The sequence below is a fragment of the Thauera sp. DNT-1 genome, from assembly GCF_055393985.1.
On sequence record NZ_AP043752.1, the window covers coordinates 1,757,342 to 1,780,433 of the forward strand.

Here is a 23,092-nt window from a genome sequence, read left to right on the forward strand (position 1 = left end):
GGATAGCACCCATGACGCCAAGCTTACGATCCCGCCGCCGATTCGTCGCCTGCCTCGCCGGCAGCCTGCTGCTGCCGACGCTGGCGCATGCGACCGACGCCCCCGCGCCTGCCGAGCCCGCACCCCCCGAGCCGGTCGACGCGGTGGCGATCGATCTGGTCCAGCGCGCCGACGCCATCCGCTTCCCGCGCGAGAGCTTCCAGACCGAGGTCGTCGTGCGCAACTATACCGACGGTGCAGAAGGCGACTCGCGCACCTACCGCATCCTCTCGCGCGGGAACGAAAACACCATCGTGCTGACGATGGAGCCGGCCACCGAGCGTGGCCAGGCCTTGCTGATGCGCGCCCGCGACCTGTGGATCTTCATGCCGAGCGTGTCGCAGCCGGTGCGCCTGTCGCTGGCCCAGCGCCTGACCGGGCAGGTGGCCAACGGCGACCTCGCACGGGCCAACCTGGCTGGCGACTACACGCCGACCATCGCCGGCCGCGAAACGATCGACGGCCAGCCCGTGGTGGTGCTCGACCTCAAGGCGGTCGATCGCGGCGTCACCTATGCACGCGTGCGCTACTGGGTGGGCGAGCGCGACCAGCGCCCGCTCAAGGCCGAGTTCTACGCACTCTCCGGTCGTCTGCTCAAGACCGCACGCTACGAAGAATTCCGCCAGATGGCCGGCGCGATCCGCCCCACCCGGCTGGTCATGGAGGACGCGCTCAAGAAGGGCGAGATCTCGGTGCTGACCTACGAGAACATGAACGTGCGCGACCTCCCCGAGCGCATGTTCACCCGCGAGTACCTGCGCCGCCTGCAGCAGTAGGGTGTGCGCCGAGCCGGCAGGTCTTCACACCACCACGCGCACGTGCCCGCCGGTCGCCTCCTGCAGGTGGCGGGCAAATTCCGCACGCACCCCATCTTCGCCATGCACCAGGCGCACCTCGCCCGGGAGATGGCGCATGCGGGTGACAAAGCGGGTCAGATCGTCGCGGTCGGCATGCGCCGAGTAGCCCGACAGCGTATGGATGCCGGCGCGGATGTCCACGCGTTCGCCGTCCAGCTCCACGTAGCCGCCGCGCGGCCCGTAGGCCTGGATGGCGTGGCCGGGCGTGCCGCGCGCCTGATAGCCGACGAAAAGCACGTCGTGGCGCGGGTCGCCGAGCATCTCGCGGAGGTAATTCACCACCCGGCCGCCCGCGCACATGCCGCTCGCGGCGATCACCACCGCAGGCTCGCGGCTGCGTGCGAGCCTGCGCACGTTGGCGAGATGGTCCTCGTGACTGTCGATCGCCACCAGCTGATCATAGGACAGCGGCTGGCGCCCGGCGCGCACGCGCGCGCGCGCCTCGGCGTCCCAGAACGGCTGCAACTCGCGGTAGAGCGCGGTGAAGCGCTGCGCCAGCGGCGAGTCGAGGAAGATCCGCAGCCCGCCCCAGGCTGCGGCATGCGGCCCGGGCCGCAAGCGCTGGCGATGCAGGATGTCCTCGAACTCGTAGAGCAGCTCCTGCGTGCGCCCGATGCTGAAGGCGGGCACGATCACCGTGCCGCCGTCCTCGAGCGCATGCTCGACGACCGCCTGCAGACGCGCACGCCGGTCGCGGCGATTCTCGTGGACGCGGTCGCCGTAGGTGGTCTCCAACACCAGCACGTCCGCCCGCCAGGGCGGACGCGGCGCCGGCAGCAGCGGCGCGTGCGGCGCCCCGAGATCGCCCGAGAACACCACCCGGAGCGGCTGCGGCCACGCCGCGCCCGAGAGCTCGCATTCGACGTAGGCCGAGCCGAGGATGTGGCCGGCGCGCTGCAGGCGGATCCTGCAGCTCGCGTCCGGGCTGCGATACACCAGGTGCCACTTGCCGTAGGGCAGCGCGCGGATGCGCGCCTCCACCTTGCCGAGGTAGCGCTCGATCAGGGCGCGGTCGCGGCTCACGCCCACCGCGAAGGCGTCGGCGAGCACGGTGGGCAGCAGGCGTGCCGAGGGCTCGCTGCACAGGATCGGCCCCTTGAAGCCAGCGGCGAGCAGCCACGGCAGGCGGCCGCAATGGTCGATGTGGACGTGGGTCAGCACCAGCGCGCCAACACCCTCGAGCGGGAAATCGATCTCCAGCCGGTCGGCGGCCGAGCGCCCGTCGGGCGCGGTCTCCGCGCCCTGGAACAGGCCGCAGTCGACCAGCAGGCTGTTGCGCCCCTCGACGAAGAGCTGGTGACAGGAACCGGTGACGCCGTCGCGCGCGCCGTGGTGCAGGATGGTCGGGTTCATGACGTCATTCTAGACGCCCATGCGCCGGCGTCCACCCGCGGCGGCCCCGCCGCACCAGCGTCCGCGGCCTGCGCCCGCTAGTCCATTCCCCACTTCTGCAAACGGTAGCGCAGCTGACGCAAGGTCATGCCGAGGTTGCGCGCGGCCGCCGACCGGTTCCAGCGCGTCTGCTCGAGCGCGCGGATGATGCGCAGGCGCTCGACCTCATCCCGGCCCTCGCCGGCCACTTCGGCCTCGGTCGCCGGCGATGCACCATTCTCGCCCCCCCCCGGCGCCGCGAGCGCGCCGCAATCGTCCTCCACCCCGAGGTCGCCGGCACCGATCTCCTCACCCTCGCACAGCGCACAGGCGCGCTCGAGCAGGTTCTCCAGCTCGCGCACGTTGCCGGGGAAAGCGTAGGCCTGCAGCGCCTCGAGCGCCGCCGCGGAAAGCCGGCGCGGCGCCCCACCCTCGCGCACGGCGAGGCGGGCGAGGATGTGGGCGGCCAGGTCGGGGATGTCCTCGCGGCGCTCGCGCAACGGCGGCACGCGCAAGGTGATCACGTTGATGCGGAAGAACAGGTCCTGGCGGAAGCGCCCCTCGGCCACCAGGCGGCCGAGATCCTGGTGCGACGCGGAGAGGATGCGCACATCCACCGGCTCCTCGGCATGCGCACCCACCGGGCGCACCGCGCGCTCCTGGATCGCGCGCAGCAGCTTGACCTGCATCGCCAACGGCAGTTCGCCGATCTCGTCGAGGAACAGGGTGCCGCCGCCCGCGGCCTGAAACAGCCCGCTCTTGTCCGCGGTGGCGCCAGTGAAGCTGCCCTTGCGATGACCGAAGAACTCGCTCTCCATCAGCTCGGGCGAGATCGCCCCGCAGTTGACCGGCACGAAGGGGCCGGCGGCGCGCGCACCGAGCGCGTGGATGTAGCGCGCAATCACCTCCTTGCCGGTCCCGGACTCACCATGGATGAACACCGGCGCCTGGTTGCGCGCAAGCTTCCCGGCCTGGGCGCGCAGCTGCACGAAGGCCGCCGAGTGGCCGATCAGGCTGCGCTCCGCCGACGCCGCACCATGCTCGACCGGCTCCACCGCGTGCAGCTTGAGCGCGTGCTGCACGAGTTCGCGCAAGGCCTTGAGCTCGACCGGCTTGGTGACGAAGTCGAAGGCACCCAGCTTGAGCGCGCGGATCGCGGTCTCGATGCTGCCGAAGGCGGTGATCACCGCCACCGGCAGGCCCGGCCGCAGCGTCTGGATGTACTCGACCAGCTCGAGCCCGTCGCCGTCGGGCAGGCGCATGTCGGTCAGGCACAGCCGGTAGCTGCGCTCGGCCAGCAGCGCACGCGCCGCGCCCACCGAGCCCGCCGTGTCGCAGGCCAGTCCCATGCGCATCAGCGAGAGCTCGAGCAGTTCCCGGATGTCGTCCTCGTCATCGACGACGAGGACGTCGGCGGCACGGGGCCGGTTGCGGCGGTCGACCTGGGTCATGGCTGCTGGCTCGCGGTGAGGATGAAGTCGGCACCGGGGGTACTCGGGGCGAGCGCCAGGGTGGCGTCGTTGGCCTCGGCCAGCTCGCGCGCGATGTACAGTCCGAGGCCGGTACCCTTGGGATGGGTGGTGAAGAAAGGTTCGAACAGGTGCGCCCGCATCGCCTCGTCGAAGCCCGGACCGTCGTCCTGCACGTGCAGCACGACCTTGGCGTGCGGCAGGGCCTCCGCCCACAGGCGCACCGCGCCGGGCGCGCCCGAGGCATGGCGGGCCGCGTTCGACAGCAGGTTGTCGAGGATCTGGTGCAGGTGGGCGCGGTCCATCGCCAGGGTCAGCGCAGGGTCGATCGCAAGCTCGTACAGCTGCGCCTCGGCGGGCTCGCGGAACACGCGCGCATCGAGGATCTCGCGCACGAAGGCGGCCAGCGGCAGGGCCTCGGGCATGGTCTGCTCGCGCCGGCCGAGGGCGAGCACGTCGCGGATCATGCGCTCGATGCGGCGCGCATTATCGTTGATGATGCGCACCAGGCGCGCCTGCATGTCGGCGCGTTTTTCCTCGCCGAGCAGCTCGGCGGCCTGGGTCACCGCCGACAGCGGGTTGCGGATCTCGTGCGCCATGCTTGCGGTGAGGCGGCCGAGCGCGGCGAGCTTGATCTGCTGCAGCTGGCGCTGGATCTCCTCGTAGTCGGTGAGATACAGCAGGGTGTCGCCCTCGGCCGCGCTCCCCCGGTCGCCCTGCACGCGGCGGCAGCGCAGCAGGCGGCCGGCCGCGCCCACCCGCATCAGACGCCCGTCCTCGCCCACCGCCGGCTGCAGCATGTCCTCCAGCCCGGCGTCGAGATCGGCGAGCGCGAGTCCGTCGAGCGCCCCGTCGCCGGCACGGGTCAGGCCGAGCATCTCGAGCGCCTGCGCGTTGGCGTGGAGGACGCGGCCGCGCGCGCCGACCACGATCACGCCGTCCTGCATGTCGCGCAGGATGTGGGCGCTCACCGCCTGCTGCTTGGCGAGCGCCACGCCGCGCTCGGCCGCTAGCGCGGCGTTGGCCTGGGCGCGCAGCGCGAGCAGGCGCGCGATCGCCGCGATGCCGAAAAAGCCGGCGCAAAAGATGCCGACCTGCAGGAACTCGACCGACTGCCCCCCACCGAAAAGCCGCGAGGCGTTCTCGACCAGCACTGCCAGGGTGGCGAGCGCGGCCGAGAACATCACCATGCGCCCTTCGCCGATCAGGCCTGCACCGGCGAGCATCACCATCATCAGCACCGGCATGCCGCTACGGTAGCCGCCGCTCACCCACATGATCGCCGCGAGCGCGACGATGTCGGCGAGCGCGAGCAGGGTCACGACGCGTTCGAAGCCGAGCCGTCGCACCGCGTCGGGGAAACCGAGACTGAGCACCGCGGCGAGGTAGCCGACCACCGCCACGAGGTAGAGGCGCGGGCTCTCGCTGCCGAGGCCGAGCGCCTCGCCGGCGACGAGGAAGAGACCGCCCAGGATCAGCCGGAAGACGTTGAGGTAACGCAGCGCACGCCGGCGCGCGCGGTCGGCCGCATCGACCGCGAAGGCGGCCGCTTCAATCGGGTCGCGGGCCGGCACGGCGATGTTCGTCGCAGCAATAGAAGGTTTCGCCGGCGCGCACGCCCTCGGACTCGGGCACGATCAGCCCGCAGTGTCGGCACTCGAGCATGACCTCGGGCTTGCCCAGGCGCCCGTCCTCGGCCTTGCGCCCGAGTCCGCCACGCGCCTTGAGGCGGCGCACCGCGCCGCGCGCCCACCAGATGCCGAACACGACAAGGATCAGGATGAGCAGGTTGCGCACGTTGGGGGCCGGATGGAAGTCGAGAACACCCGGATTCTAACATGCGCCCCCCGGCGCCCTCGGCCGCGCACGCCGTGCCTACCGCGCACCCGGCCGGTTTGCGACAATGCCGGTCCGCACCGCACCGAGCCGCCGCCATGCCGAACTTCCCCGCGCCGATCGAGTCCCGCCTGCCGCACGTCGGCACGACGATCTTCACCGTGATGTCCCGCCTCGCCCAGGAATGCGGCGCGATCAACCTCTCGCAGGGCTTCCCCGACTTCAACGCCGACGACCTGCTGTTCGAGCGCGTCGCGCACGGGATGCGTGCCGGCCACAACCAGTACGCGCCCATGGCCGGCACCGCGGCGCTGCGCGCGGCGATCGCCGCCAAGGTCGAGACGCTCTACGGCACGGCCTACGACGTCGAGCGCGAGATCACCGTCACCGCCGGCGCCACCCAGGCGCTGTTCACCGCGGTGACCGCCTGCGTGCGCGCGGGCGACGAGGTCATCGTGTTCGAGCCGGTGTACGACTCCTACGTCCCCGCCATCGAGCTCGCCGGCGGCAAGGTCGTGCGCATGCGCCTGGCTGCCCCCGACTACCGCCCCGACTGGGACGCGGTGGCGGCGGCGATCGGGCCGCGCACGCGCATGATCATGATCAACACCCCGCACAATCCCACCGCCACGGTATGGACGCGGGACGATCTCGACCGCCTCGCGGCGCTGGTGCGCGGCACCGGCATCGTCGTGGTGGCCGACGAGGTCTACGAGCACATCGTCTTCGACGGCGCGGCGCACGCCTCCTGCGCCGCGCACCCCGAGCTCGCGCAACGCAGCTTCGTGGTGTCGAGCTTCGGCAAGACCTACCACATCACCGGCTGGAAGGTGGGCTACGTGCTCGCCCCGCGCGAGCTCATGGCCGAATTCCGCAAGGTGCATCAGTTCAACGTGTTCACCGTGAACACTCCGGTACAGCTCGCGCTCGCCGACTACATGGCCGACGCCTCGCGCCACCTCGGCCTGGCCGCGTTCTACCAGGCCAAGCGCGACTTCTTCCGCGCCGCGCTGGCCGCCTCGCGCTTCGAGCTGCTGCCCTCGCACGGCACCTACTTCCAGCTCGCGCGCTATGCGGCGATCTCCGACCTGGGCGACGCCGCCTTCTGCGAGCACCTGACCCGCAATGTCGGCGTCGCCGCGATCCCGGTGTCGGCCTTCTTCGCCGACGGCCGCGACGAACACGTGATCCGCTTCTGCTTCGCCAAGAACGAGGCCACGCTCGCCGCCGCCTGCGCCAAACTGGTGGCGCTCTAAGTCGCCCCGCCCCCCCTCCACGAGAGCGCCCCGATGTTCGAACAACCCATCCCCACCTTGCGCCGCGACGGCGAGGTCGTCCATGTCCTCGACCAGACCTTGCTGCCCTTCCGCACCGAGACCGTCGCGCTGCGCACCCTTGCCGAGGCCGCGCACGCGATCCGCAGCATGCAGGTGCGCGGCGCGCCGCTGATCGGCGCCACCGCGGCCTTCGGGGTGGCGCTCGCGCTCGCCGACGAGGGCGCCGACGACGCCACGCTCGCGCACGCGCTCGCCACCCTGGGTGCCACCCGGCCCACCGCGGTGAACCTGCACTGGGCGCTCGAGCGCATGCGCCTCGCGCTGCAGCCCTTGCCGCCCCCTGCGCGCGTCGAGGCGGCCTGGGCCGAGGCCGAGGCGATCCGCGCCGACGACACCGCGACCTGCGACGCCATCGGCCGCCACGGCGTGCGCCTGATCCGCGAGATCGCCGCCCGCCGTCCCGGCCCGGTGCGGCTGATGACGCACTGCAACGCCGGCTGGCTCGCCACCTGCGGCGCCGGCACCGCACTCGCGCCGGTGTATGCGGCGCAGGCCGAGGGCATCGCGGTCGAGGTCGTGGTGAGCGAGACGCGGCCGCGCAACCAGGGTCTGCTCACCGCCTGGGAGCTGCGCGCTGCCGGCGTGCCGCACATCCTCATCGCCGACAACGCCGCCGGCCTGCTGCTGATGCGCCACGAGGTCGACCTCGTCATCACCGGCGCCGACCGCATCGCCGCCAACGGCGACACCGCCAACAAGGTCGGCACCTACCTCAAGGCGCTCGCCGCCCGCGTCGCCGAGGTGCCCTTCCACATCGCCGCACCGCACTCCACGCTCGACTTCGCCAGCGCCGATGGTGCCGCCATCCCGATCGAGGACCGCGGCGCCGACGAGGTCCTGCATGTACGTGGCGAGGCCGCCGACGGCGCCACCGCCGAGCTCGCGCTCGCCCCCGCGGGCACGCGCGCCGCCAACCCCGCCTTCGACCTCACCCCGGCTGCGCTCATCACCGGCATCGTCACCGAGCGCGGCATCGCCCGCCCGGGCGAGCTCGCCCGCCTCTACCCGGAGCAGGCACGGTGAGCGCCGGCACGCCCGGCTGCATCCACGAGGAAGCCGGCTGGCGCGGCGCGGACGACGCGCGCGCCAGCCTGCTCCACACCCTGCGCGCGATGGGCGCGGCGCGGCTCAACGTCGGCACCTCGGGCAACGCCAGCCAGCGCCTCGAGGGCGGGCGCATGCTGATCAGCCCGAGCGGGATCCCCGCCGAGCGCTGCCGCACCGAGGACATGGTGGTCGTGGAGGCCGACGGCCGCTACGCCGGCGCGCGCGCGCCCTCGTCCGAATGGCCGCTGCACCACGACGTCTATACCGCCTTCCCGGCGGCCGGCGCGGTGCTGCACGCGCATGCGCCCTTCGCGACCGCACTCGCCTGCCAGCGCCTCGACATCCCTCCCTTCCACTACATGATCGCGCGCTTCGGCGGCACCACGGTGCGCTGTGCGCGCTACGCCACTTTCGGCACCCAGGCGCTGTCCGACGCCACCGTGGCGGCGCTGCAAGAGCGCAGCGCCTGCCTGCTCGCCAACCACGGCATGGTCGTCCTCGGCCGCGACCTCGAGCACGCGCTGGCGATGGCGATCGAGTTCGAGACCCTCTGCGAGCAGTACTGGCGCACCCTGCAGCTGGGCGAGCCGGTGCTGCTGTCGGAAGAGGAGATGGCCGAGGTGATCGAGCGCTTCAAGTGGTACGGCAAGCCACGCGCGTGACCCGACGACAAGACGCATCGCGACTCGCATCGCTCCCACAAGACCGCCCAGCCGCCAGCAGCAACGATGAGCACGACGGTTTTCGTAGGAGCGACGCAAGTCGCGATTCAGCCGCCGACGAAAGCGATGCGCGCCACCGAGCGCGTAAGCGCCGCGATCGCGACTTGCGTCGCTCCCACAAGACCGCCCAGCCGCCAGCGGCAACGATGAGCACGACGGTTTTCGTAGGAGCGACGCAAGTCGCGATTCAGCCGCCGACGAAAGCGATGCGCGCCACCGAGCGCGTAAGCGCCGCGATCGCGACTTGCGTCGCTCCCACAAGACCGCCCAGCCGCCAGCGGCGACGATGAGTACGACGGTTTTCGTAGGAGCGACGCAAGTCGCGATTCAGCCGCCGACGAAAGCGATGTCCGTTGGCGCAGGCGGGCGACGAGACCCGCGCGCCAGAGGCAAACAGGCCCTCCGCTACCCCTCCAGCACCCGCAGCAGGCTCGCGGTGTCGTCCCGACCCCAGCCTGCGCCCATCAGCGCGTCGAGCTGCTGCCAAACCTGCGCCGCCACCGGCAGCGGCGCGCCGAGGCGGGCGGCCTCTTCCATCAGGATGGCGAAATCCTTGTGGTGCAGGCGGGCCTCGACGCCGGCGGCGAAGTCGCGCGCCACCATCTTCGCGCCCATCACCTCCAGCACCCGCGAGCCCGCCGACCCGCCAGCGAGCGCGCACAGCACCGCGGCCTGGTCCACCCCATGGGCGCCGGCGAGGCGGAAGGCTTCGGCGCAGGCCTGGATCGCCGACACCATGATCATCTGGTTGCAGGCCTTGGCCACCTGCCCGGCGCCCGGCGGGCCGATGTGCACGATGCGCTTGCCGAGCGCCTCGAGCAGCGGACGCACGCGCGCCAGCGTGGCGGCCTCGGCACCGGCCATGATCGCCAACGTGGCCGCGCGCGCGCCCTGTCCGCCGCCCGACACCGGCGCGTCCACCCAGCCGACGCCGCGCGTGGCGTAGCGCTCCGCGAGCGCGCGCGCCGACGCCGGGGCGATCGTGCTCATGTCCACATGGACGGCCCCGGGCGCGAAGCCCTCGGCCAGCCCTTGCACACCGAAGGCGAGCGCTTCGACGTCAGCGCTCGCGGTGACGATGGTGATCACCACCTCGCTGCGCGCAGCCAGATCAGAAGGCGTCGCGCACAGCGCCACGCCCTCGGCGACCAGCGCCGCCGCCGACTCCGGCCGCCGCGCCCACACCGCGAGCTCGTGGCCCGCGGCGCGCAGGTGGTGCGCCATCGGCTCGCCCATCACGCCCAGCCCGATGAAACCGACCCTCATCGCCCCGCCCTCCGCCCTGCCTTCCGCCACGCTCACCGGACCACCCTCCTGTCACTGCGCGACCTCCTCCCCGGGAGAGGGCAGCGCTTCCCTTCGGCCGGCTGTGCGGGCGCGCTCATTCGCCTACCCCGCCGCTCATGCGCTCCAGCAGCTTGAGCATCGCCACCGAATCGTCCTCACCCATCCCGCAGCCGATCATGCCGTTGAAGAGCTGCGCCGCGGCCGCCGCTGCGGGCAGCGCCACGCCGAGCCGGTGCGCCTCGCCCATGACGATGCGCAGATCCTTCTGGTGCATCCAGGCCTTGAAGCCGGGCCGGAAGTTGCGCTCGAGCATGCGCTGCCCATGGTTCTCCAGGATGCGCGAATACGCGAAGCCGCCGAGCAGCGCCTCGCGCACCTTCGTGCCGTCCGCGCCGCTCTTGGCCGCGAAATTGAGCGCCTCGGCCACCGCCGCCACGCCCACCCCGGTGACGATCTGATTGCAGGCCTTGGCGACCTGGCCAGCACCGGCCTCGCCGATGCGGGTGATCGACTTGCCCATGGCTTCGAAGAGCGGCTGCACGTGCACGCAGGCCGCCGCGTCGCCGCCCACCATGATGGTGAGCGTGCCCGCAATCGCGCCCGGCTCGCCGCCCGAAACCGGCGCATCGAGCGCGATCACCCCGCGCGCCCCCAGGCGCTCGGCGATGGACTGCGCCACAGCGGGCGCGATCGTGCTCATGTCGATGTGGATGTGGCCGGGTGCGGCACCGTCGGCCACGCCCTCGGCACCCAGCGTCACCTGCTCGACGTCGGGCGCGTCCGGCACCATGCTGATCGTCACCGCCGCGCGCCGCGCCACCTCGGCCGCACTCGCGCAGTCGCCCGCGCCGGCCTCCAGCAGCGGCCGCATCGACTCGCGCCGCCGGCTCCACACCTGCACGCGATGGCCCGCTTTCAGCAAATTGAGCGCCATGGGCCGGCCCATGAGGCCAAGCCCGATGAATCCGACATCCATTCGTCGAGTCTCCACGGGATTGCTTGTTCTGCGGCGGGTGCGGCGCGTGGACACGCTGGTCGCGCGGCGCGAAGCTCGCCATAATCGCCGCCATGAAATACGGTCCAATCATCAAGGAAATCGGGCGGGGCGCCAAGGGCGCCCGCGACCTCGACACGGCCGCGGCGGCGGCGCTCTTCGGCGACATCCTCGACGGCGTGGTGCCCGAGCTCGAGCTCGGCGCCATCCTGCTCGCCTTCCGCATCAAGAGCGAGGCGCTGCCCGAGCTGCTCGGCTTCAAGCAGGCGATGGACGCACGCACCGTGCAGGTGGCGGTGCCCGAGGGTCCGCGCTGCGTGGTACTGCCGACCTACAACGGCGCGCGCCGCCAGGCCAACCTGATGCCGCTGGTGGCGCTGTTGCTCGCGCGCGAGGGCGTGCCGGTTCTGATCCAGGGCCGCCACGACTTCGAGACGCGGGTGAGCCCCTTCGAGCTGCTCGCCGCGCTCGACCTGCATCCGGCCGTCGACGCCGTCGAGGCTTCCGCGCAACTCGCGCGGCGGCACATCGCCTGCATCGGTGTGGACAAGCTGCTGCCCGGGCTGGATCCGCTGCTCGCGCTGCGCCTGCGCATGGGCGTGCGCGCAAGCGGCCACACCATGGCCAAGCTGATCGACCCCTGCCGCGGACGCAGCGTACGCGTGGTGGCGGTGACCCACCCCGAGTACCTCGAGCGCATGGACGCCTTCCTGCGCGCCGACGGCGGCCGCGCGATGCTGATGCGCGGCACCGAGGGCGAGATCTACGCCAACCCGCGACGTTGTCCGGAAATGAAGGTCTACGTGGATGGCGAGGCCAGAGTCGCTGTCCCCGCAGAGGAAGGCGGCGCCCCCCCGCTCGCCGGGCTGCCGGATGCGCCCTCGGTGGCGGACAACGCTGCGTTGATCCGCGCCATGCTCGCGGGCGAGGTTCCCGTGCCGGCGCCGATCCGCGCCCAGGTCGCCGCCCTCGCATCCGTGGCCGCCTGAGCGCATCCGACCCGACTTCCCATCGTTCCCGAGCCGCTCCGCAAGTCGCGATACGGCCGGGAGCCGGAGCAGCACGCGACGGCGCGGCCTGAAGCACCGTAATCGCGACTTGCGTCGCTCCTACAGCACTGCTTCGGAAGCGCGGCGGTTCCCGTAGGAGCGACGCAAGTCGCGATCGCAGCGGGGCAAAGGAAGCGCGGCGGTTTTCGGGGCGACCGCGGCGCCTCTCCCGCGATCGCCGCCAGCGCGGACGAACCGCAGGTCTCTCTTCAGGCGGCCAGGCGGCCGGCGCGATAGTCGGCTACGGCTTGGTAGATCTCCTGCTCGCTGTTCATCACGAACGGGCCGTATTGCGCGATCGGCTCGCCGAGCGGGCGGCCGGCGATCAGCAGCACGCGGGCGTCCTCGGTCGCCTCAATGCGCACGCCGTCGCGATCCGCGGCGTTGGCGAGGATCGCCATGTTGCGCACCGGCACCGCCACCTCACCAAGCTTCACCTGCCCGCGGTACACGTAAACGAAGACGTTGTGGTCGGCCGCCAGGGGTTGCGCGAAGCTCGAACCGGCGGGCAGGTGCAGGTCGAGGTAGAGCGGCGCGGTGACCGTGCGGGTGACGGCGCCGGTCACGCCATGGCTCTCGCCGGCGATCACGGTGGCCTCGACGCCGGCGGAGGTGGTGAAGCGCGGCAGCTCCCCCGCGGCGAAGTCGCGATACCAGGGCGCGCTCATCTTGTCCTGTGCTGGCAGGTTCAACCAGAGCTGGAAGCCTTCCATCACGCCCTCTTCCTGCTGCGGGATCTCGGAGTGGATCACGCCGCGGCCGGCGGTCATCCACTGCACGCCGCCGTTCTCCAGCAGGCCCTCGTGGCCGGCGCTGTCGCGATGCAGCATGCGGCCGGCGATCATGTAGGTCACGGTCTCGAAGCCGCGGTGGGGATGGTCGGGGAAGCCGGCGATGTAGTCGTCGGCCTGGTCGCTGCCGAAGGCGTCGAGCATCAGGAAGGGATCGAGCCGGCGCTGCAGCGGCTGGGTGAGCACGCGGGTGAGCTTGACACCGGCACCGTCCGAAGTCGGATGGCCGGTCACGAGCCGCTCCACCGTGCGCGCACGCTGCACGGTCGCGGAGGGGATGCGGGGCTTGGGGGTCGTGCTCATCTGCGTGCTCCTCTGTCCGGGGTCGGGGGGGTGTGGGGCGGGTGGGCCCGCCCTCGTCGTTCAGGCGGGCCTCGCGACGCCGGCGGCGGTCGCGAGGCTCGTGCCGCAAGGGCTCAGGCGAGCGCGGCGGCGATGTCCGCCGCGGCCTCGGCGAAGCCCTGCTTCGTGGCCTCTTCACCCATGTTCAGGCCTTCGGCGTAGATGAAATGCACGTCGGTGATGCCGAGAAAACCGAGCAGGGTCTTCAGGTAAGGCGTCTGGGTGTCGGCCGCGGTGCCGCGGTAGCGCCCACCGCGCGCAAAGGTGACATAAGCCTTCTTGCCCTTGAGCAGGCCCTCGGGACCGTTCTCGGTGTAGCGGAAGGTGACGCCGGCGCGAGCGATCGCGTCGATCCAGTTCTTGAGCTGGGTGGAGATGCCGAAGTTGTACATCGGCACGCCCAGCACAAGCACGTCGGCCGCCTGTACCTCGGCGACCAGCGCGTCGCTCTGCGCCACGCGCACCGCCTGCTCGGGGCTGCGCTGCTCGGCCGGGGTGAACAGGGCGCCGAGCGCGGCCTCGTCGATCGCCGGCGCAGGGTCGCGGGCGAGGTCGCGCACCACCACACGGGCGGCCGGCTCAGCGGCGACCAGGCGGGCGACAACTTCGCTGGCGAGGCGGGTGGAGTTACCGGCTTGGGAACGGGCGCTACCGTTGATCTGCAGGATGTTCATGTGCTTGTCCTCTGGCTTGGGGATGGGATGGATTGCAGTGTATTGGATGCCGGGGATTGCATTAAGCCCGTTCGACGCACATGATTGTTCCCTATATGGAACAAATCGACCCTAACGACCTGCTCGTCTTCGCCCGCGTGGTGGCCGAGGGCAGCCTGACCGCCGCGGCCGACAAGCTCGGCCTGCCCAAGTCCACCGTCTCGCGTCGGCTGTCGCGGCTGGAGGAGCAGCTCGGCGAGCGCCTGCTGCTGCGCACCACCCGTCGTCTCAACATCACCGAGTTCGGCGCCGCCCTGCTCGACCACGCACGCCAGCTCGAGAGCGAGGTCGAGGCGGTCGCGGCGCTCGCCGAGAGCCGCCAGGCGCGCCCGAGCGGGCGGCTGCGGGTGTCGATGCCGAGCGACTTCGCCAACCTGCTGCTCACCGACATGCTCGCCGCCTTCGCCGCGCTGCATCCCGCGGTGACGCTGGAGCTCGACCTGTCGCCACGCCGGGTGGACCTGCTCGGCGAGAACTTCGACCTCGCGATCCGCCTCGGCGACCTGCCGGACGACGCGCTGCTCGCCGCGCGCCGGCTGGCGGTGTTTCCGTGGGGGCTGTATGCCGCACCCGCCTATCTCGCCGAGCACGGCGAGCCGCAGGCGCCGGACGACCTCCACCGCCATCGCGCGCTGCGCCTGCTCGCGCGCACCGGCGACGCGATCCGCTGGACCCTGCTGTGCGGCGATCAGCGCTGGGAAGGCGTGCCGCCGGGCTCGATCACGGCGAACTCCCCCGAGCTGCTGATCCGCTTCGCCTGCGCGGCTGCGGGCATCACCACCGTGCCCGAGTATTTCGCCGCGCCCCACGTGCAGCGCGGCGAGCTGCGCCGGGTGCTGCCCGACTGGCGCCCGCCCTCGATCGCCGCCTGGGCGGTGTTCCCGGGCCGGCGGCTGATGCCGGCGAAGACGCGGGCTTTCCTGGACATGCTGCAGGCGGCGCTGGGCGGCGATCAGCGCGGGTGAGAGGGCCCCGGGCTTGCACAGCCTCGCGAAGCGGGCTTGCCTCGCTCCCACGGAATGCACGGCGGCCCCCGACCTCCGCCGCCCACGGGGAACACCGCAAGCATGCACGGGTCCGAGAGCGCGGACGCCGCTCGCCTGCTCGCCTACAATGGCGCCCTTTCCCGGAAGATCGAATACGATGACCCTGCTACACCGCATCCTGAACCTGCCTGCGCGGGTGCTCTACCTCGCCCTGTTCCTGGTCGCCACCGGGCTGCTCGGCTTCGGCCTCTACCTGCAGCACGGCCTGGGCCTGGAGCCCTGCCCGATGTGCATCATGCAGCGCTACGCCTTCGCGACCGCCGCGCTGATCGCGCTGATCGCCGGTCTGCATGCACCTGGACGCGGCGGTGAGCGCATCTACGCGGTGCTGATCGGAGCGGCCGCGCTCACCGGTGGCATGATCGCTGCGCGTCAGAGCTGGATGCAGCTCAACCCGCCGCTGATCCCGGAGTGCGGCCCGGGGCTGGAGTTCATGCTCGAGAGCTTCCCGCTCGCGCAGGCCCTGCCGATGATCTTCCGCGGCGCGGGAGACTGCACCGTGATCGAATGGACTTTCCTCGGTCTCTCGATCGCGAACTGGTCGCTGGTGAGCTTCACCGCGACCGTGCTGTTCGCCGGCTGGATGCTGCTGCGGCGTAGCTGAACACTCAGTTGCAGCTCGCGGGGCCGTCCTTCACGCCCAGTTTGTGCAGGATGTTGACCAGCGGACAGATGCCGGTGAAGGCGCTCTGGAAGAGGTTGAGGCCGACGAAGCCGGTCACCCACAGGAAGTGCTTGCTGACGAAGAGCGGCGAGGCCTCGACGCCGAAGGCCAGCGAGGCCAGGACGAAGGCGCCGGCGAAGGCGCGCACGTATTCATTGGTGGTCATGCGGGATTCTCCTCGGGGTTCTCGAAGCTTGCGATGCGGCCACGCATGGCCGCGTAGTAGAGCACCGGGATCACCACCAGGGTGAGCGCGGTGGACACGAAGATGCCGAAGATCAGGCTGATCGCCAGCCCGTTGAAGATCGGGTCGTCGAGGATGAACACCGCGCCGATCATCGCCGCCAGCGCGGTGAGTCCGATCGGCTTGGCGCGCACCGCGGCGGCGCGGATCAGCGCCTCGCCGAATTCCATCCCCGGCTTGCCATCCACCCCTCGCACCTGCTGATTGACGAAATCCACCAGCAGGATCGAGTTGCGCACGATGATGCCGGCGAGCGCGATCATGCCGATCATCGATGTGGCGGTGAATTGCGCGCCGAGCAGCGCATGACCGGGCATCACGCCGACGATGGTGAGCGGGATCGGCGCCATGATGATCAGCGGCACCAGGTAGCTGCGGAACTGCGCCACCACCAGCAGGTAGATCAGCACCAGGCCCACGGCGTAGGCCGCGCCCATGTCGCGGAAGGTCTCGTAGGTGATCTGCCACTCGCCGTCCCACTTCAACTGATAGCCGGCGTAGGGGTCGACGGGCTGGCGAATGAACCACTCGCCGAGCGTGCCGGCAAGCCCCCGGGTACCTTCGAGCGCCATGCCGTTCACGCGCGAGCGGATGTCGAACATGCCGTACAGCGGCGAATCCAGCTTGCCACCCATGTCGCCGGTCACGTACACCACCGGCAGCAGGTCCTTGCGGTAGAGGATCTGCTCGCGGCGCGTCTCGGCCACCTGCACCAGCTCGGAGATCTTCACCCGCTGGCCGGCGTTGTCGCCGCCGCGCGCGCGCACCTGCATGGCGAGCAGGTCGGCGAGGTCGGACTGGCGCACCGCCGGCAGCTGGATGCGCACCGGGATCTCGTACTTGTTGTCGCCGCCATGCACCGGGGTGACGTTCTCGCCGGAGAGGCCGAGGCGTACGACCTCGACGATGTCGGCCTGCGCCACGCCCATGCGCGCGGCCTTGGCCTGGTCGACGCGCAGCACGAGCTTGGGCGCGTCCTCGTCCACCGTGTCGTCCACGCCGACGATGTCGGGGGTGTCTTCGAAGGCGGCACGAACCCGCTTCGCAACCGCCACCTGGCCGTCGTAATCCGGACCGTAGATCTCGGCCACGATCGGCGACAGCACCGGCGGCCCGGGCGGCACCTCCACCACCTTGGCGTTGCCGCCGTTGCGGAGGGCGATCGCGGTGACGGCGTCGCGCACCGACACCGCGATCTCGTGGCTCTGGCGCTCGCGCGCGGTCTTGTCGACCAGGTTCACCTGGATGTCGCCCTGTTCGGGGGCGCTCCTCAGGTAGTACTGGCGCACAAGGCCGTTGAAGTTGATCGGCGCCGCGCTGCCGGCGTAGGACTGCCAGTCGGTGACCTCGGGCACGGTGGCCAGATGTGCGCCGATCTCGTTCAACACGCGCGCCGTGTCCTCGACCGGCGTGCCGGCCGGCATGTCGAGCACGACCTGGAACTCGCTCTTGTTGTCGAAGGGCAGCATCTTCATGACCACGAGCTGCACCACCGGCAGCGCCACCGAGGCGCCGATGAGCGCGAACACGGCCAGCCACAGCATCAGGCGGTTGCGAGCGCCGCGGCGGGGGTCGAACATCGGCGTCATCACGCGACGGAAGAGGCCGTCGAGCCGCTTCGTCATCCGGTCTTCGCCACCGTGCTGATGGGCGTCGACGTTCTTCAGCATCTTCTGCGCCAGCCAGGGCGTGACCACGAAGGCCACCACCAGCGAGATGAACATGCCCATCGAGGCGTTGATCGGGATGGGGCTCATGTAGGGACCCATCAGCCCGGTCACGAAGGCCATCGGCAGCAGCGCCGCAATCACGGTGAAGGTGGCGAGGATGGTAGGGCCGCCGACCTCGTCGACCGCCCTGGGGATCAGTTTCCACAGCGCCGTGTCGGGCTCGAGGGTGTGCCAGCGGTGGATGTTCTCCACCACGACGATGGCGTCGTCGACCAGGATGCCGATCGAGAAGATGAGCGCGAACAGCGACACCCGGTTGAGCGTGAAGCCCCAGGCCCAGGAGGCGAACAGCGTCGCCGCGAGCGTGAGCGACACCGCGATGCCGACGATGATCGCCTCGCGCCGGCCGAGCGCGAAGAACACCAGCGCCACCACCGCGGCGGTGGCGAAGGCGAGCTTGCCGATGAGCTGCTTGGCCTTGTCGTTGGCGGTCTTGCCGTAATCGCGCGTGACGGTGAGCTCCACGCCTTCCGGGATGAGGCTGCCACGCAGGTTCTCCAGGCGCTGCATCGCCGCCTGGGCGACGTCGGCGGCGTTGGCGCCGGGCTTCTTCGACAGCGCCAGGGTGACCGCCGGGAAGAGGCCGTGCTGATCGATGCCGCGCTCCGCGGCGGCGGCGCCGGTGCCGAACCAGACGTACTGCGCGGGCTGGTCGGGGCCGTCGACGACCTCGGCGACGTCGCGCAGGAAGACCGGTCGGCGCTCGGAGACGCCCACGACCAGGTTGCGCACGTCCTCGGCGGACTCGAGGTAGGTGCCGGTCTGCACCAGCACTTCCTTGTTGCCCGCGACCAGGCTGCCCGCCGGCTGCGAGGCGTTGGCGAGCTGCAGCGCGCCGCGCAGGTCCTGCGCGGTGACGCCGTGCGCGTTCATGCGCTCGATGTCCATGTCCACCCGGATCACGTGGCCCGGGCCGCCGATGGTGGCGACGTCGCGGGTGCCGGGGATGCGCTTGAGCTCGGTCTCGATCGCACGCGAGACCTGCTGCAGCGAGAAGGCGGCACGTTCGGGATCGGCGGTCCACAGCGTGAAGCTGACGATGGGCACGTCGTCGATGCCCTTGGGCTTGATCAGCGGCTGGCCGACCCCGAGCTGCGGCGACAGCCAGTCGGCATGCGAGTCCACCGTGTCGTAGAGCCGCACCAGTGCCGTCTGGTTGGGCACGCCGACCTCGAACTGCACGGTGATCACCGCCATGCCGGGGCGCGACACGGTGTAGACATGCTCGACGCCCGCCATGCGCGACAACACCTGCTCGGCCGGCCGTGCCACCAAAGCCTCGACGTCGCGTGCCGAGGCCCCCGGGAAGGGCACCAGCACGTTGGCCATGGTGACGTCGATCTGCGGCTCTTCTTCCTTGGGTGTGATCAGCGTGGCGAAGATGCCGGCCAGCAGCAGCACCAGCGCCAGCAGCGGGGTGATCGCGTTGCGCTGGAAACCGGCCGCGATACGGCCGGAGATGCCGAGGGACTTTTCCATGGTCGCCTTCCGGCTCAGCGCGCGGCCGCGCGGGCCTGGATGCCGGCCTGCACCGGGTCGAGGGCGAGGGTCTCGTCCCCGCCGAGACCGGAGAGCACCTCGACCCACTCGCCGCCGGGGAGCGCGCGGCCGAGACGGATCTGGCGCAGCGTGAAGCCGCCCTGCCCGTCGGCGGCGTAGACGGCGGTGAGCTCGCCGCGACGCAGCACGGCGGCAGCCGGGATCACGGTCGGCCCGGCGGTGCTTGCAGCGGCGGCCGTGCCCTGGAAATGCACGCGCGCGAAGCTGCCGGGGAGCACATCCTCGATGCCGGCCGGCAGGTCCACGCGCACGCGCACGGTGTGGGTGCGCGCGTCGGCGGCGGGCAGCACCGTGACCGCGGCCGCCTCGACGATGCGCCTGCTGGCGGGCAGTTCGACCCTGGCGCGCAGCGGGCCGGCACCCAGCTCGGCGAGACGCTGCGGGGCGAGATCGGCCACGGCGCGCATCTGCGCGGGGTCATACACGGTGAGCAGGTTACGCCCGGGCTGTGCCATCTCGCCGGGCTCGATGTGGCGCGCGGCGACGAGGCCGTCGAGCGGCGACACCACGCTGGTGTAGCCCTTCACGGTGGCGGCCTGCTCGCGCTGGGCGCGCGCGGCGCGCACCTGGGCCTCGGCGGCCTGGAACTGCGCGCGCGCGTTGTCGAGCGCCGACTGGCTGAGGAACTTGCGCTCGACCAGGCTGCGCGCGCGCTGGTATTCGGCGCGCGCGTTGGCGAGCGCGCTCTCGGCCTGGGCAATGCCGGCATCGGCCGCGGCGACGGCGGCGGCAACCTCGGCCGGGTCGATGCGCGCCAGCACCGCGCCCCTGCGCACGCGATCGCCGGCGTCCACGGAGAGCTCGAGGATGCGACCGGGCATCTGCGCGGCCAGGGTGGACTGGCGCACGGCCTCGATGGTGGCCTCGGCGACGATCGCGGGGACGACCGCGCGTGCCTCGACGCGGACGGTGGGAAGCTCCGCACGCACCCCGCCGGAAGTGGCGGCCAACAGGCTCAGGACAAGGACAGCCAGGAGACGGGCAGGAACGGGGAGCATGATCGGCTTCATAAGAATAAGTATATTCTTATATTGAAGACCGTCAAGGAATACCCCTCGAGAACCGCGAGAGACGTCACTACTGCAGGCAGGAGCGACGCGGCTCACCATCCCGCCGACACCGCGGCAGCGCCGCGGATTGCGCGCGCCGTCGGGTCGGGCCTCAGCCCAGGCAGCCGAGCGCGTAGTCGGCCATCGCGGCGACCACCGGGTCGGCCTCGCCCGCGGCGGTCGCGAGGGTGATCTCGCAGCCGGGGTGGGCGGCGCGCGCCTCCTCCAGCAACACCGGCAGATCGCGCTTGAGGTGGCCGCCCTGGGCAAGGAAGATCGGCACCACGGCCACTTTGTGCGCGCCCTCGGCGGCGAGCGCGGCGATCGCCTCGGGCAGGGTCGGGGACATGAACTCGAGGAAGGCGAGTTCGACGCGCGGCGCCCCCGGGCGGGCGAGCGCCGCATCGCGGATGCGCCGCATCGGCCCGGCCCACTCGGGGTCGCGGGCGCCGTGGCCGAAGAGGACGATGGCGGAAGCGGACGGATTGGCTGCGTTCATGCAGAAGGCTCCGGGGTAGCGTCGCGCGCAGGCGCATCGGCCTGACGCAGCAGGTGTTCGAGTGCGCGCGCCGCACACAGCAGGCCGACGCTGGCGGTCACCGCCATGCTCGAGCCGTAGCCGGCGCACGCCAGCCCCTGGGGGGCGGACGCGGCGCCGGGATGGGCCGCGTCGCAGGCATCGACCGCGGGAAAGTGCAAGGGTTCGGTGGAGAACACCGCCTCGATGCCGAATTTCTTCTTCGGGTCGCGTGGGAAGCCGTGCTCCTTGCGCAGGCGAGCGCGCACCTTGGCGAGAAGCGGATCCTGCAGCGTACGCGCGAGGTCGTCCATGCCGATGCGCGCAGGGTCGCGCTTGCCGCCGGCCCCACCCGCCATCACCAAGGGGATGCGGCGCTCCCTGCAGGTCACCGCGATCGCGACCTTGGCGCGCACGTTGTCGATCGCATCGATCACCAGATCGAAGCCGTGCAGCAACTCGGCGGCGTTCTCCGGGGTGAGGAAATCCTCGATCGTGTCCACCCGGCAGGCCGGGTCGATACCTGCGATGCGCGTCGCCATGGCGCTCACCTTGGCCATGCCGAGGGTGTCCTCGAGCGCATGGGCCTGGCGGTTGATGTTGGATTCGGCGACATGGTCGAGGTCGATCAGGGTCAGCCGCCCCACCCCGCTGCGCGCGAGCGCCTCGGCGGCCCACGAGCCGACGCCGCCGATGCCGATCACGCAGGCGTGCGCGCCCGCGAGGCGCGCGGCCGCGCCCTCGCCGTAAAGACGGTCGATGCCGCCGAACCGGCGCGCACGGTCGGTCGTGGCCGAAGTCATGGCAGGCTCAGGCACCGGTGGCGCCAGTCTGGCGGCTGTCCAGCCACACCCCCAGGCCCTGGGCGTTGAGCTCGAGGTCCATGCGCAGCAGCTCGAGCGTCTCCTCCTCGCCGAGCGCCCAGTTCTGGCGCGCGGCCTCCTCGCGGAAGATCTGCTCCAGCCCGGCGACGATCTCGACGTGACGGGCGACGCCGTCGCCGCGCGCGGCCTCAGCCACCGCGAGCATGGTGTCGATCAGGCGGTGCAGGTCGGCACCGAGGCGATCGACCTCACCGACGCGGCTGTAGTGCGTCAGGTACATCGCCTGCGGCCGCATCGCCAGCATGCGATCGATCGAGGCGTGCATGCCCTCGGGGTCGAACTGCGTCGGCGTGGTGGTCGGCACCACGAAGGCGCGGCCATCCACGTCGAGTTCGCGGTAAGACAGGCCGAAGGTGTCGCCGGTGAAGAAGGCACGCGCGACCGAGTCCCAGATGCAGATGTGGTGGCGGGCGTGGCCCGGGGTGTCGAACACCCGCAGCATGCGGCTGCCTACATGGATTTCGAGGCCGTCGGTGGCCGGCACGATGCGCTCGGCCGGCACCGGCACGAGCTGGCCATACAGGTCGAAGGCGCGCTCCGGGCCATACACCGCGCAGGTGGCCTCCCACAGCTTGCCCGGGTCGATCATGTGGCGCAGACCGCGCGGATGCACCAGCAGCCTCGCCTGCGGCAGCGCGCACATCAGGCTGCCGGCACCGCCGGCGTGGTCGAGGTGGATGTGGGTCAGCAGCACCCAGTCCACCGCCTCGGGGGCGATGTCGAGCGCGGCGAGCGCACCGAGGATGCGCGGCACCGAGGCGTTGCTCGCGCTATCGACGATGGCGGCGCGCCCGTCCTGCACGATCACGTGGATGGCGGCGAGCTGCGGCCGGCCGTAGCCGGAGTCGATCGCATGCACGCCGTCGCCGTAGTGGATCAGGTCCTTCATTGTTCCTCCCGAATGGCCGGTTCGCTGCCGCGCCTGTCGATGTGAAACGGGCGAGCGTACGCGTCGCGTCGCCCGCCCGGCAGTCGGCGGAGCGCAGGACGCGCTCCAGGCATCCGTCAGAACGGAATGTCGTCGTCGAAGTCGCCGAAGCCGCCCGACTGCTGCGGCGGCGCCGACTGCGGCTGCGTGCGCTGCGCGGGGGCTGCGGGCTGGCGGGCCGGCGCGGATTGGGCGCCGGCATCCCAGCCACCGCCCTCGCCGCCGCGCATCGGCGCATCGCCGCCTTCGCGGCGGCCGAGCATCTTCATCTCGTCGGCGCGGATCTCGGTGGTGTAGCGGTCCTGGCCGCTCTGGTCCTGCCACTTGCGCGTGCGCAGGCTGCCCTCGATGTACACCTGGCTGCCCTTGCGCAGGTACTGGCCGGCGATCTCGGCGAGCTTGCCGAAGAAGGCGACGCGGTGCCATTCGGTGGCCTCGCGGCGCTCGCCGGTGTTCTTGTCCCGCCAGGTCTCGGTGGTGGCCAGGCGGATGTTGCAGATCGCGTCGCCGGAGGGGGCGAAGCGGCTTTCCGGATCGGCGCCGAGGTTGCCGATCAGGATCACTTTATTGACGGATGCCATCCGGATCTCCTTTGCATGCGTTTGCCGGCCGCGTC

At 71.2% G+C, this 23,092-nt stretch carries 22 protein-coding genes; 7 read left to right on the forward strand and 15 right to left on the reverse strand.

Annotation, left to right across the window (positions count from 1 at the left end):
* The first annotated feature begins 11 nt into the window (after positions 1 to 11).
* Positions 12 to 815, forward strand: a complete 804-nt coding sequence (locus tag ACZ5PP_RS08080) for an outer membrane lipoprotein-sorting protein (RefSeq protein WP_004299647.1) — start codon at positions 12 to 14, stop codon at positions 813 to 815.
* 24 nt (positions 816 to 839) lie between these two features.
* On the opposite strand, the gene ACZ5PP_RS08085 is transcribed toward ACZ5PP_RS08080, so the two are convergent.
* The 4 genes from ACZ5PP_RS08085 to ACZ5PP_RS08100 all read right to left on the reverse strand — a co-directional run bounded on the left by ACZ5PP_RS08085 (position 840) and on the right by ACZ5PP_RS08100 (position 5,533).
* The gene (locus ACZ5PP_RS08085; RefSeq protein ID WP_004299649.1) at positions 840 to 2,249 is read right to left on the reverse strand and encodes an MBL fold metallo-hydrolase RNA specificity domain-containing protein; all 1,410 of its coding nucleotides are present in this window, start codon (positions 2,247 to 2,249) and stop codon (positions 840 to 842) included.
* A gap of 77 nt (positions 2,250 to 2,326) precedes the next feature.
* Complete coding sequence (locus ACZ5PP_RS08090; protein ID WP_004299651.1) at positions 2,327 to 3,718, reverse strand: sigma-54-dependent transcriptional regulator; 1,392 nt, start codon at positions 3,716 to 3,718, stop codon at positions 2,327 to 2,329.
* Positions 3,715 to 5,310 carry a two-component system sensor histidine kinase NtrB gene (locus tag ACZ5PP_RS08095; protein ID WP_004299653.1) on the reverse strand — a complete coding sequence of 532 codons (1,596 nt, stop codon included), beginning with the start codon at positions 5,308 to 5,310 and terminating at the stop codon, positions 3,715 to 3,717. The genes ACZ5PP_RS08090 and ACZ5PP_RS08095 overlap by 4 nt, the downstream gene beginning before the upstream one ends.
* The gene (locus ACZ5PP_RS08100; protein ID WP_004299655.1) at positions 5,288 to 5,533 is read right to left on the reverse strand and encodes a PP0621 family protein; all 246 of its coding nucleotides are present in this window, start codon (positions 5,531 to 5,533) and stop codon (positions 5,288 to 5,290) included. The genes ACZ5PP_RS08095 and ACZ5PP_RS08100 overlap by 23 nt, the downstream gene beginning before the upstream one ends.
* A gap of 137 nt (positions 5,534 to 5,670) precedes the next feature.
* Between ACZ5PP_RS08100 and ACZ5PP_RS08105 the strand changes: the two genes are divergently transcribed.
* From ACZ5PP_RS08105 to ACZ5PP_RS08115, 3 genes are read left to right on the forward strand one after another with little or no spacing between them, the layout of a single operon-like run.
* A complete protein-coding gene (locus tag ACZ5PP_RS08105; protein ID WP_464826948.1) occupies positions 5,671 to 6,828 on the forward strand; it encodes a pyridoxal phosphate-dependent aminotransferase in 1,158 nt (385 codons plus the stop codon).
* A 33-nt stretch (positions 6,829 to 6,861) separates the two neighbouring features.
* Complete coding sequence (gene mtnA / locus ACZ5PP_RS08110) at positions 6,862 to 7,932, forward strand: S-methyl-5-thioribose-1-phosphate isomerase (RefSeq protein ID WP_004299659.1); 1,071 nt, start codon at positions 6,862 to 6,864, stop codon at positions 7,930 to 7,932.
* Positions 7,929 to 8,618 carry a class II aldolase/adducin family protein gene (locus tag ACZ5PP_RS08115; RefSeq protein ID WP_004299660.1) on the forward strand — a complete coding sequence of 230 codons (690 nt, stop codon included), beginning with the start codon at positions 7,929 to 7,931 and terminating at the stop codon, positions 8,616 to 8,618. The genes mtnA and ACZ5PP_RS08115 overlap by 4 nt, the downstream gene beginning before the upstream one ends.
* 465 nt (positions 8,619 to 9,083) lie before the next feature.
* On the opposite strand, the gene ACZ5PP_RS08120 is transcribed toward ACZ5PP_RS08115, so the two are convergent.
* Both ACZ5PP_RS08120 and ACZ5PP_RS08125 read right to left on the reverse strand, forming a co-directional pair.
* Positions 9,084 to 9,944 carry an NAD(P)-dependent oxidoreductase gene (locus ACZ5PP_RS08120; protein WP_273421700.1) on the reverse strand — a complete coding sequence of 287 codons (861 nt, stop codon included), beginning with the start codon at positions 9,942 to 9,944 and terminating at the stop codon, positions 9,084 to 9,086.
* A gap of 115 nt (positions 9,945 to 10,059) precedes the next feature.
* Positions 10,060 to 10,941, reverse strand: coding sequence for an NAD(P)-dependent oxidoreductase (locus ACZ5PP_RS08125; RefSeq protein WP_004327210.1), 882 nt, complete (start codon positions 10,939 to 10,941; stop codon positions 10,060 to 10,062).
* A 92-nt stretch (positions 10,942 to 11,033) separates the two neighbouring features.
* Between ACZ5PP_RS08125 and ybiB the strand changes: the two genes are divergently transcribed.
* Positions 11,034 to 11,948, forward strand: a complete 915-nt coding sequence (ybiB, locus tag ACZ5PP_RS08130; protein ID WP_004327211.1) for a DNA-binding protein YbiB — start codon at positions 11,034 to 11,036, stop codon at positions 11,946 to 11,948.
* A gap of 269 nt (positions 11,949 to 12,217) precedes the next feature.
* On the opposite strand, the gene ACZ5PP_RS08135 is transcribed toward ybiB, so the two are convergent.
* Positions 12,218 to 13,102 carry a pirin family protein gene (locus ACZ5PP_RS08135; protein ID WP_004327212.1) on the reverse strand — a complete coding sequence of 295 codons (885 nt, stop codon included), beginning with the start codon at positions 13,100 to 13,102 and terminating at the stop codon, positions 12,218 to 12,220.
* Positions 13,103 to 13,215: 113 nt separating this feature from the next.
* Positions 13,216 to 13,815, reverse strand: a complete 600-nt coding sequence (locus ACZ5PP_RS08140) for an FMN-dependent NADH-azoreductase (protein ID WP_004298492.1) — start codon at positions 13,813 to 13,815, stop codon at positions 13,216 to 13,218.
* A gap of 95 nt (positions 13,816 to 13,910) precedes the next feature.
* On the opposite strand from ACZ5PP_RS08140, the gene ACZ5PP_RS08145 reads away from it, so the two are divergent.
* Positions 13,911 to 14,819 carry a LysR substrate-binding domain-containing protein gene (locus tag ACZ5PP_RS08145; RefSeq protein ID WP_004298490.1) on the forward strand — a complete coding sequence of 303 codons (909 nt, stop codon included), beginning with the start codon at positions 13,911 to 13,913 and terminating at the stop codon, positions 14,817 to 14,819.
* 178 nt (positions 14,820 to 14,997) lie between these two features.
* On the forward strand, positions 14,998 to 15,504 hold the full coding sequence (locus ACZ5PP_RS08150) for a disulfide bond formation protein B (RefSeq protein ID WP_004298488.1): 507 nt from the start codon (positions 14,998 to 15,000) through the stop codon (positions 15,502 to 15,504).
* 4 nt (positions 15,505 to 15,508) lie between these two features.
* On the opposite strand, the gene ACZ5PP_RS08155 is transcribed toward ACZ5PP_RS08150, so the two are convergent.
* The 7 genes from ACZ5PP_RS08155 to ssb all read right to left on the reverse strand — a co-directional run bounded on the left by ACZ5PP_RS08155 (position 15,509) and on the right by ssb (position 23,057).
* Complete coding sequence (locus tag ACZ5PP_RS08155) at positions 15,509 to 15,730, reverse strand: YgaP family membrane protein (protein ID WP_004298486.1); 222 nt, start codon at positions 15,728 to 15,730, stop codon at positions 15,509 to 15,511.
* A complete protein-coding gene (locus ACZ5PP_RS08160) occupies positions 15,727 to 19,017 on the reverse strand; it encodes an efflux RND transporter permease subunit (protein WP_004298484.1) in 3,291 nt (1,096 codons plus the stop codon). The genes ACZ5PP_RS08155 and ACZ5PP_RS08160 overlap by 4 nt, the downstream gene beginning before the upstream one ends.
* 14 nt (positions 19,018 to 19,031) lie before the next feature.
* Positions 19,032 to 20,108, reverse strand: coding sequence for an efflux RND transporter periplasmic adaptor subunit (locus ACZ5PP_RS08165; RefSeq protein ID WP_004298482.1), 1,077 nt, complete (start codon positions 20,106 to 20,108; stop codon positions 19,032 to 19,034).
* A gap of 151 nt (positions 20,109 to 20,259) precedes the next feature.
* Entirely contained in the window at positions 20,260 to 20,646 is a 387-nt protein-coding gene (locus ACZ5PP_RS08170) for a sirohydrochlorin chelatase (protein ID WP_004298480.1), read from the reverse strand.
* Positions 20,643 to 21,467 (reverse strand): tRNA threonylcarbamoyladenosine dehydratase, encoded by an 825-nt coding sequence (locus tag ACZ5PP_RS08175; protein WP_012585913.1) that lies wholly within the window; start codon positions 21,465 to 21,467, stop codon positions 20,643 to 20,645. The genes ACZ5PP_RS08170 and ACZ5PP_RS08175 overlap by 4 nt, the downstream gene beginning before the upstream one ends.
* Before the next feature lie 7 nt (positions 21,468 to 21,474).
* The gene (locus ACZ5PP_RS08180) at positions 21,475 to 22,437 is read right to left on the reverse strand and encodes an MBL fold metallo-hydrolase (RefSeq protein ID WP_004298475.1); all 963 of its coding nucleotides are present in this window, start codon (positions 22,435 to 22,437) and stop codon (positions 21,475 to 21,477) included.
* A 116-nt stretch (positions 22,438 to 22,553) separates the two neighbouring features.
* Positions 22,554 to 23,057, reverse strand: coding sequence for a single-stranded DNA-binding protein (gene ssb, locus ACZ5PP_RS08185; protein WP_012585914.1), 504 nt, complete (start codon positions 23,055 to 23,057; stop codon positions 22,554 to 22,556).
* Between the last annotated feature and the right edge of the window lie 35 nt (positions 23,058 to 23,092).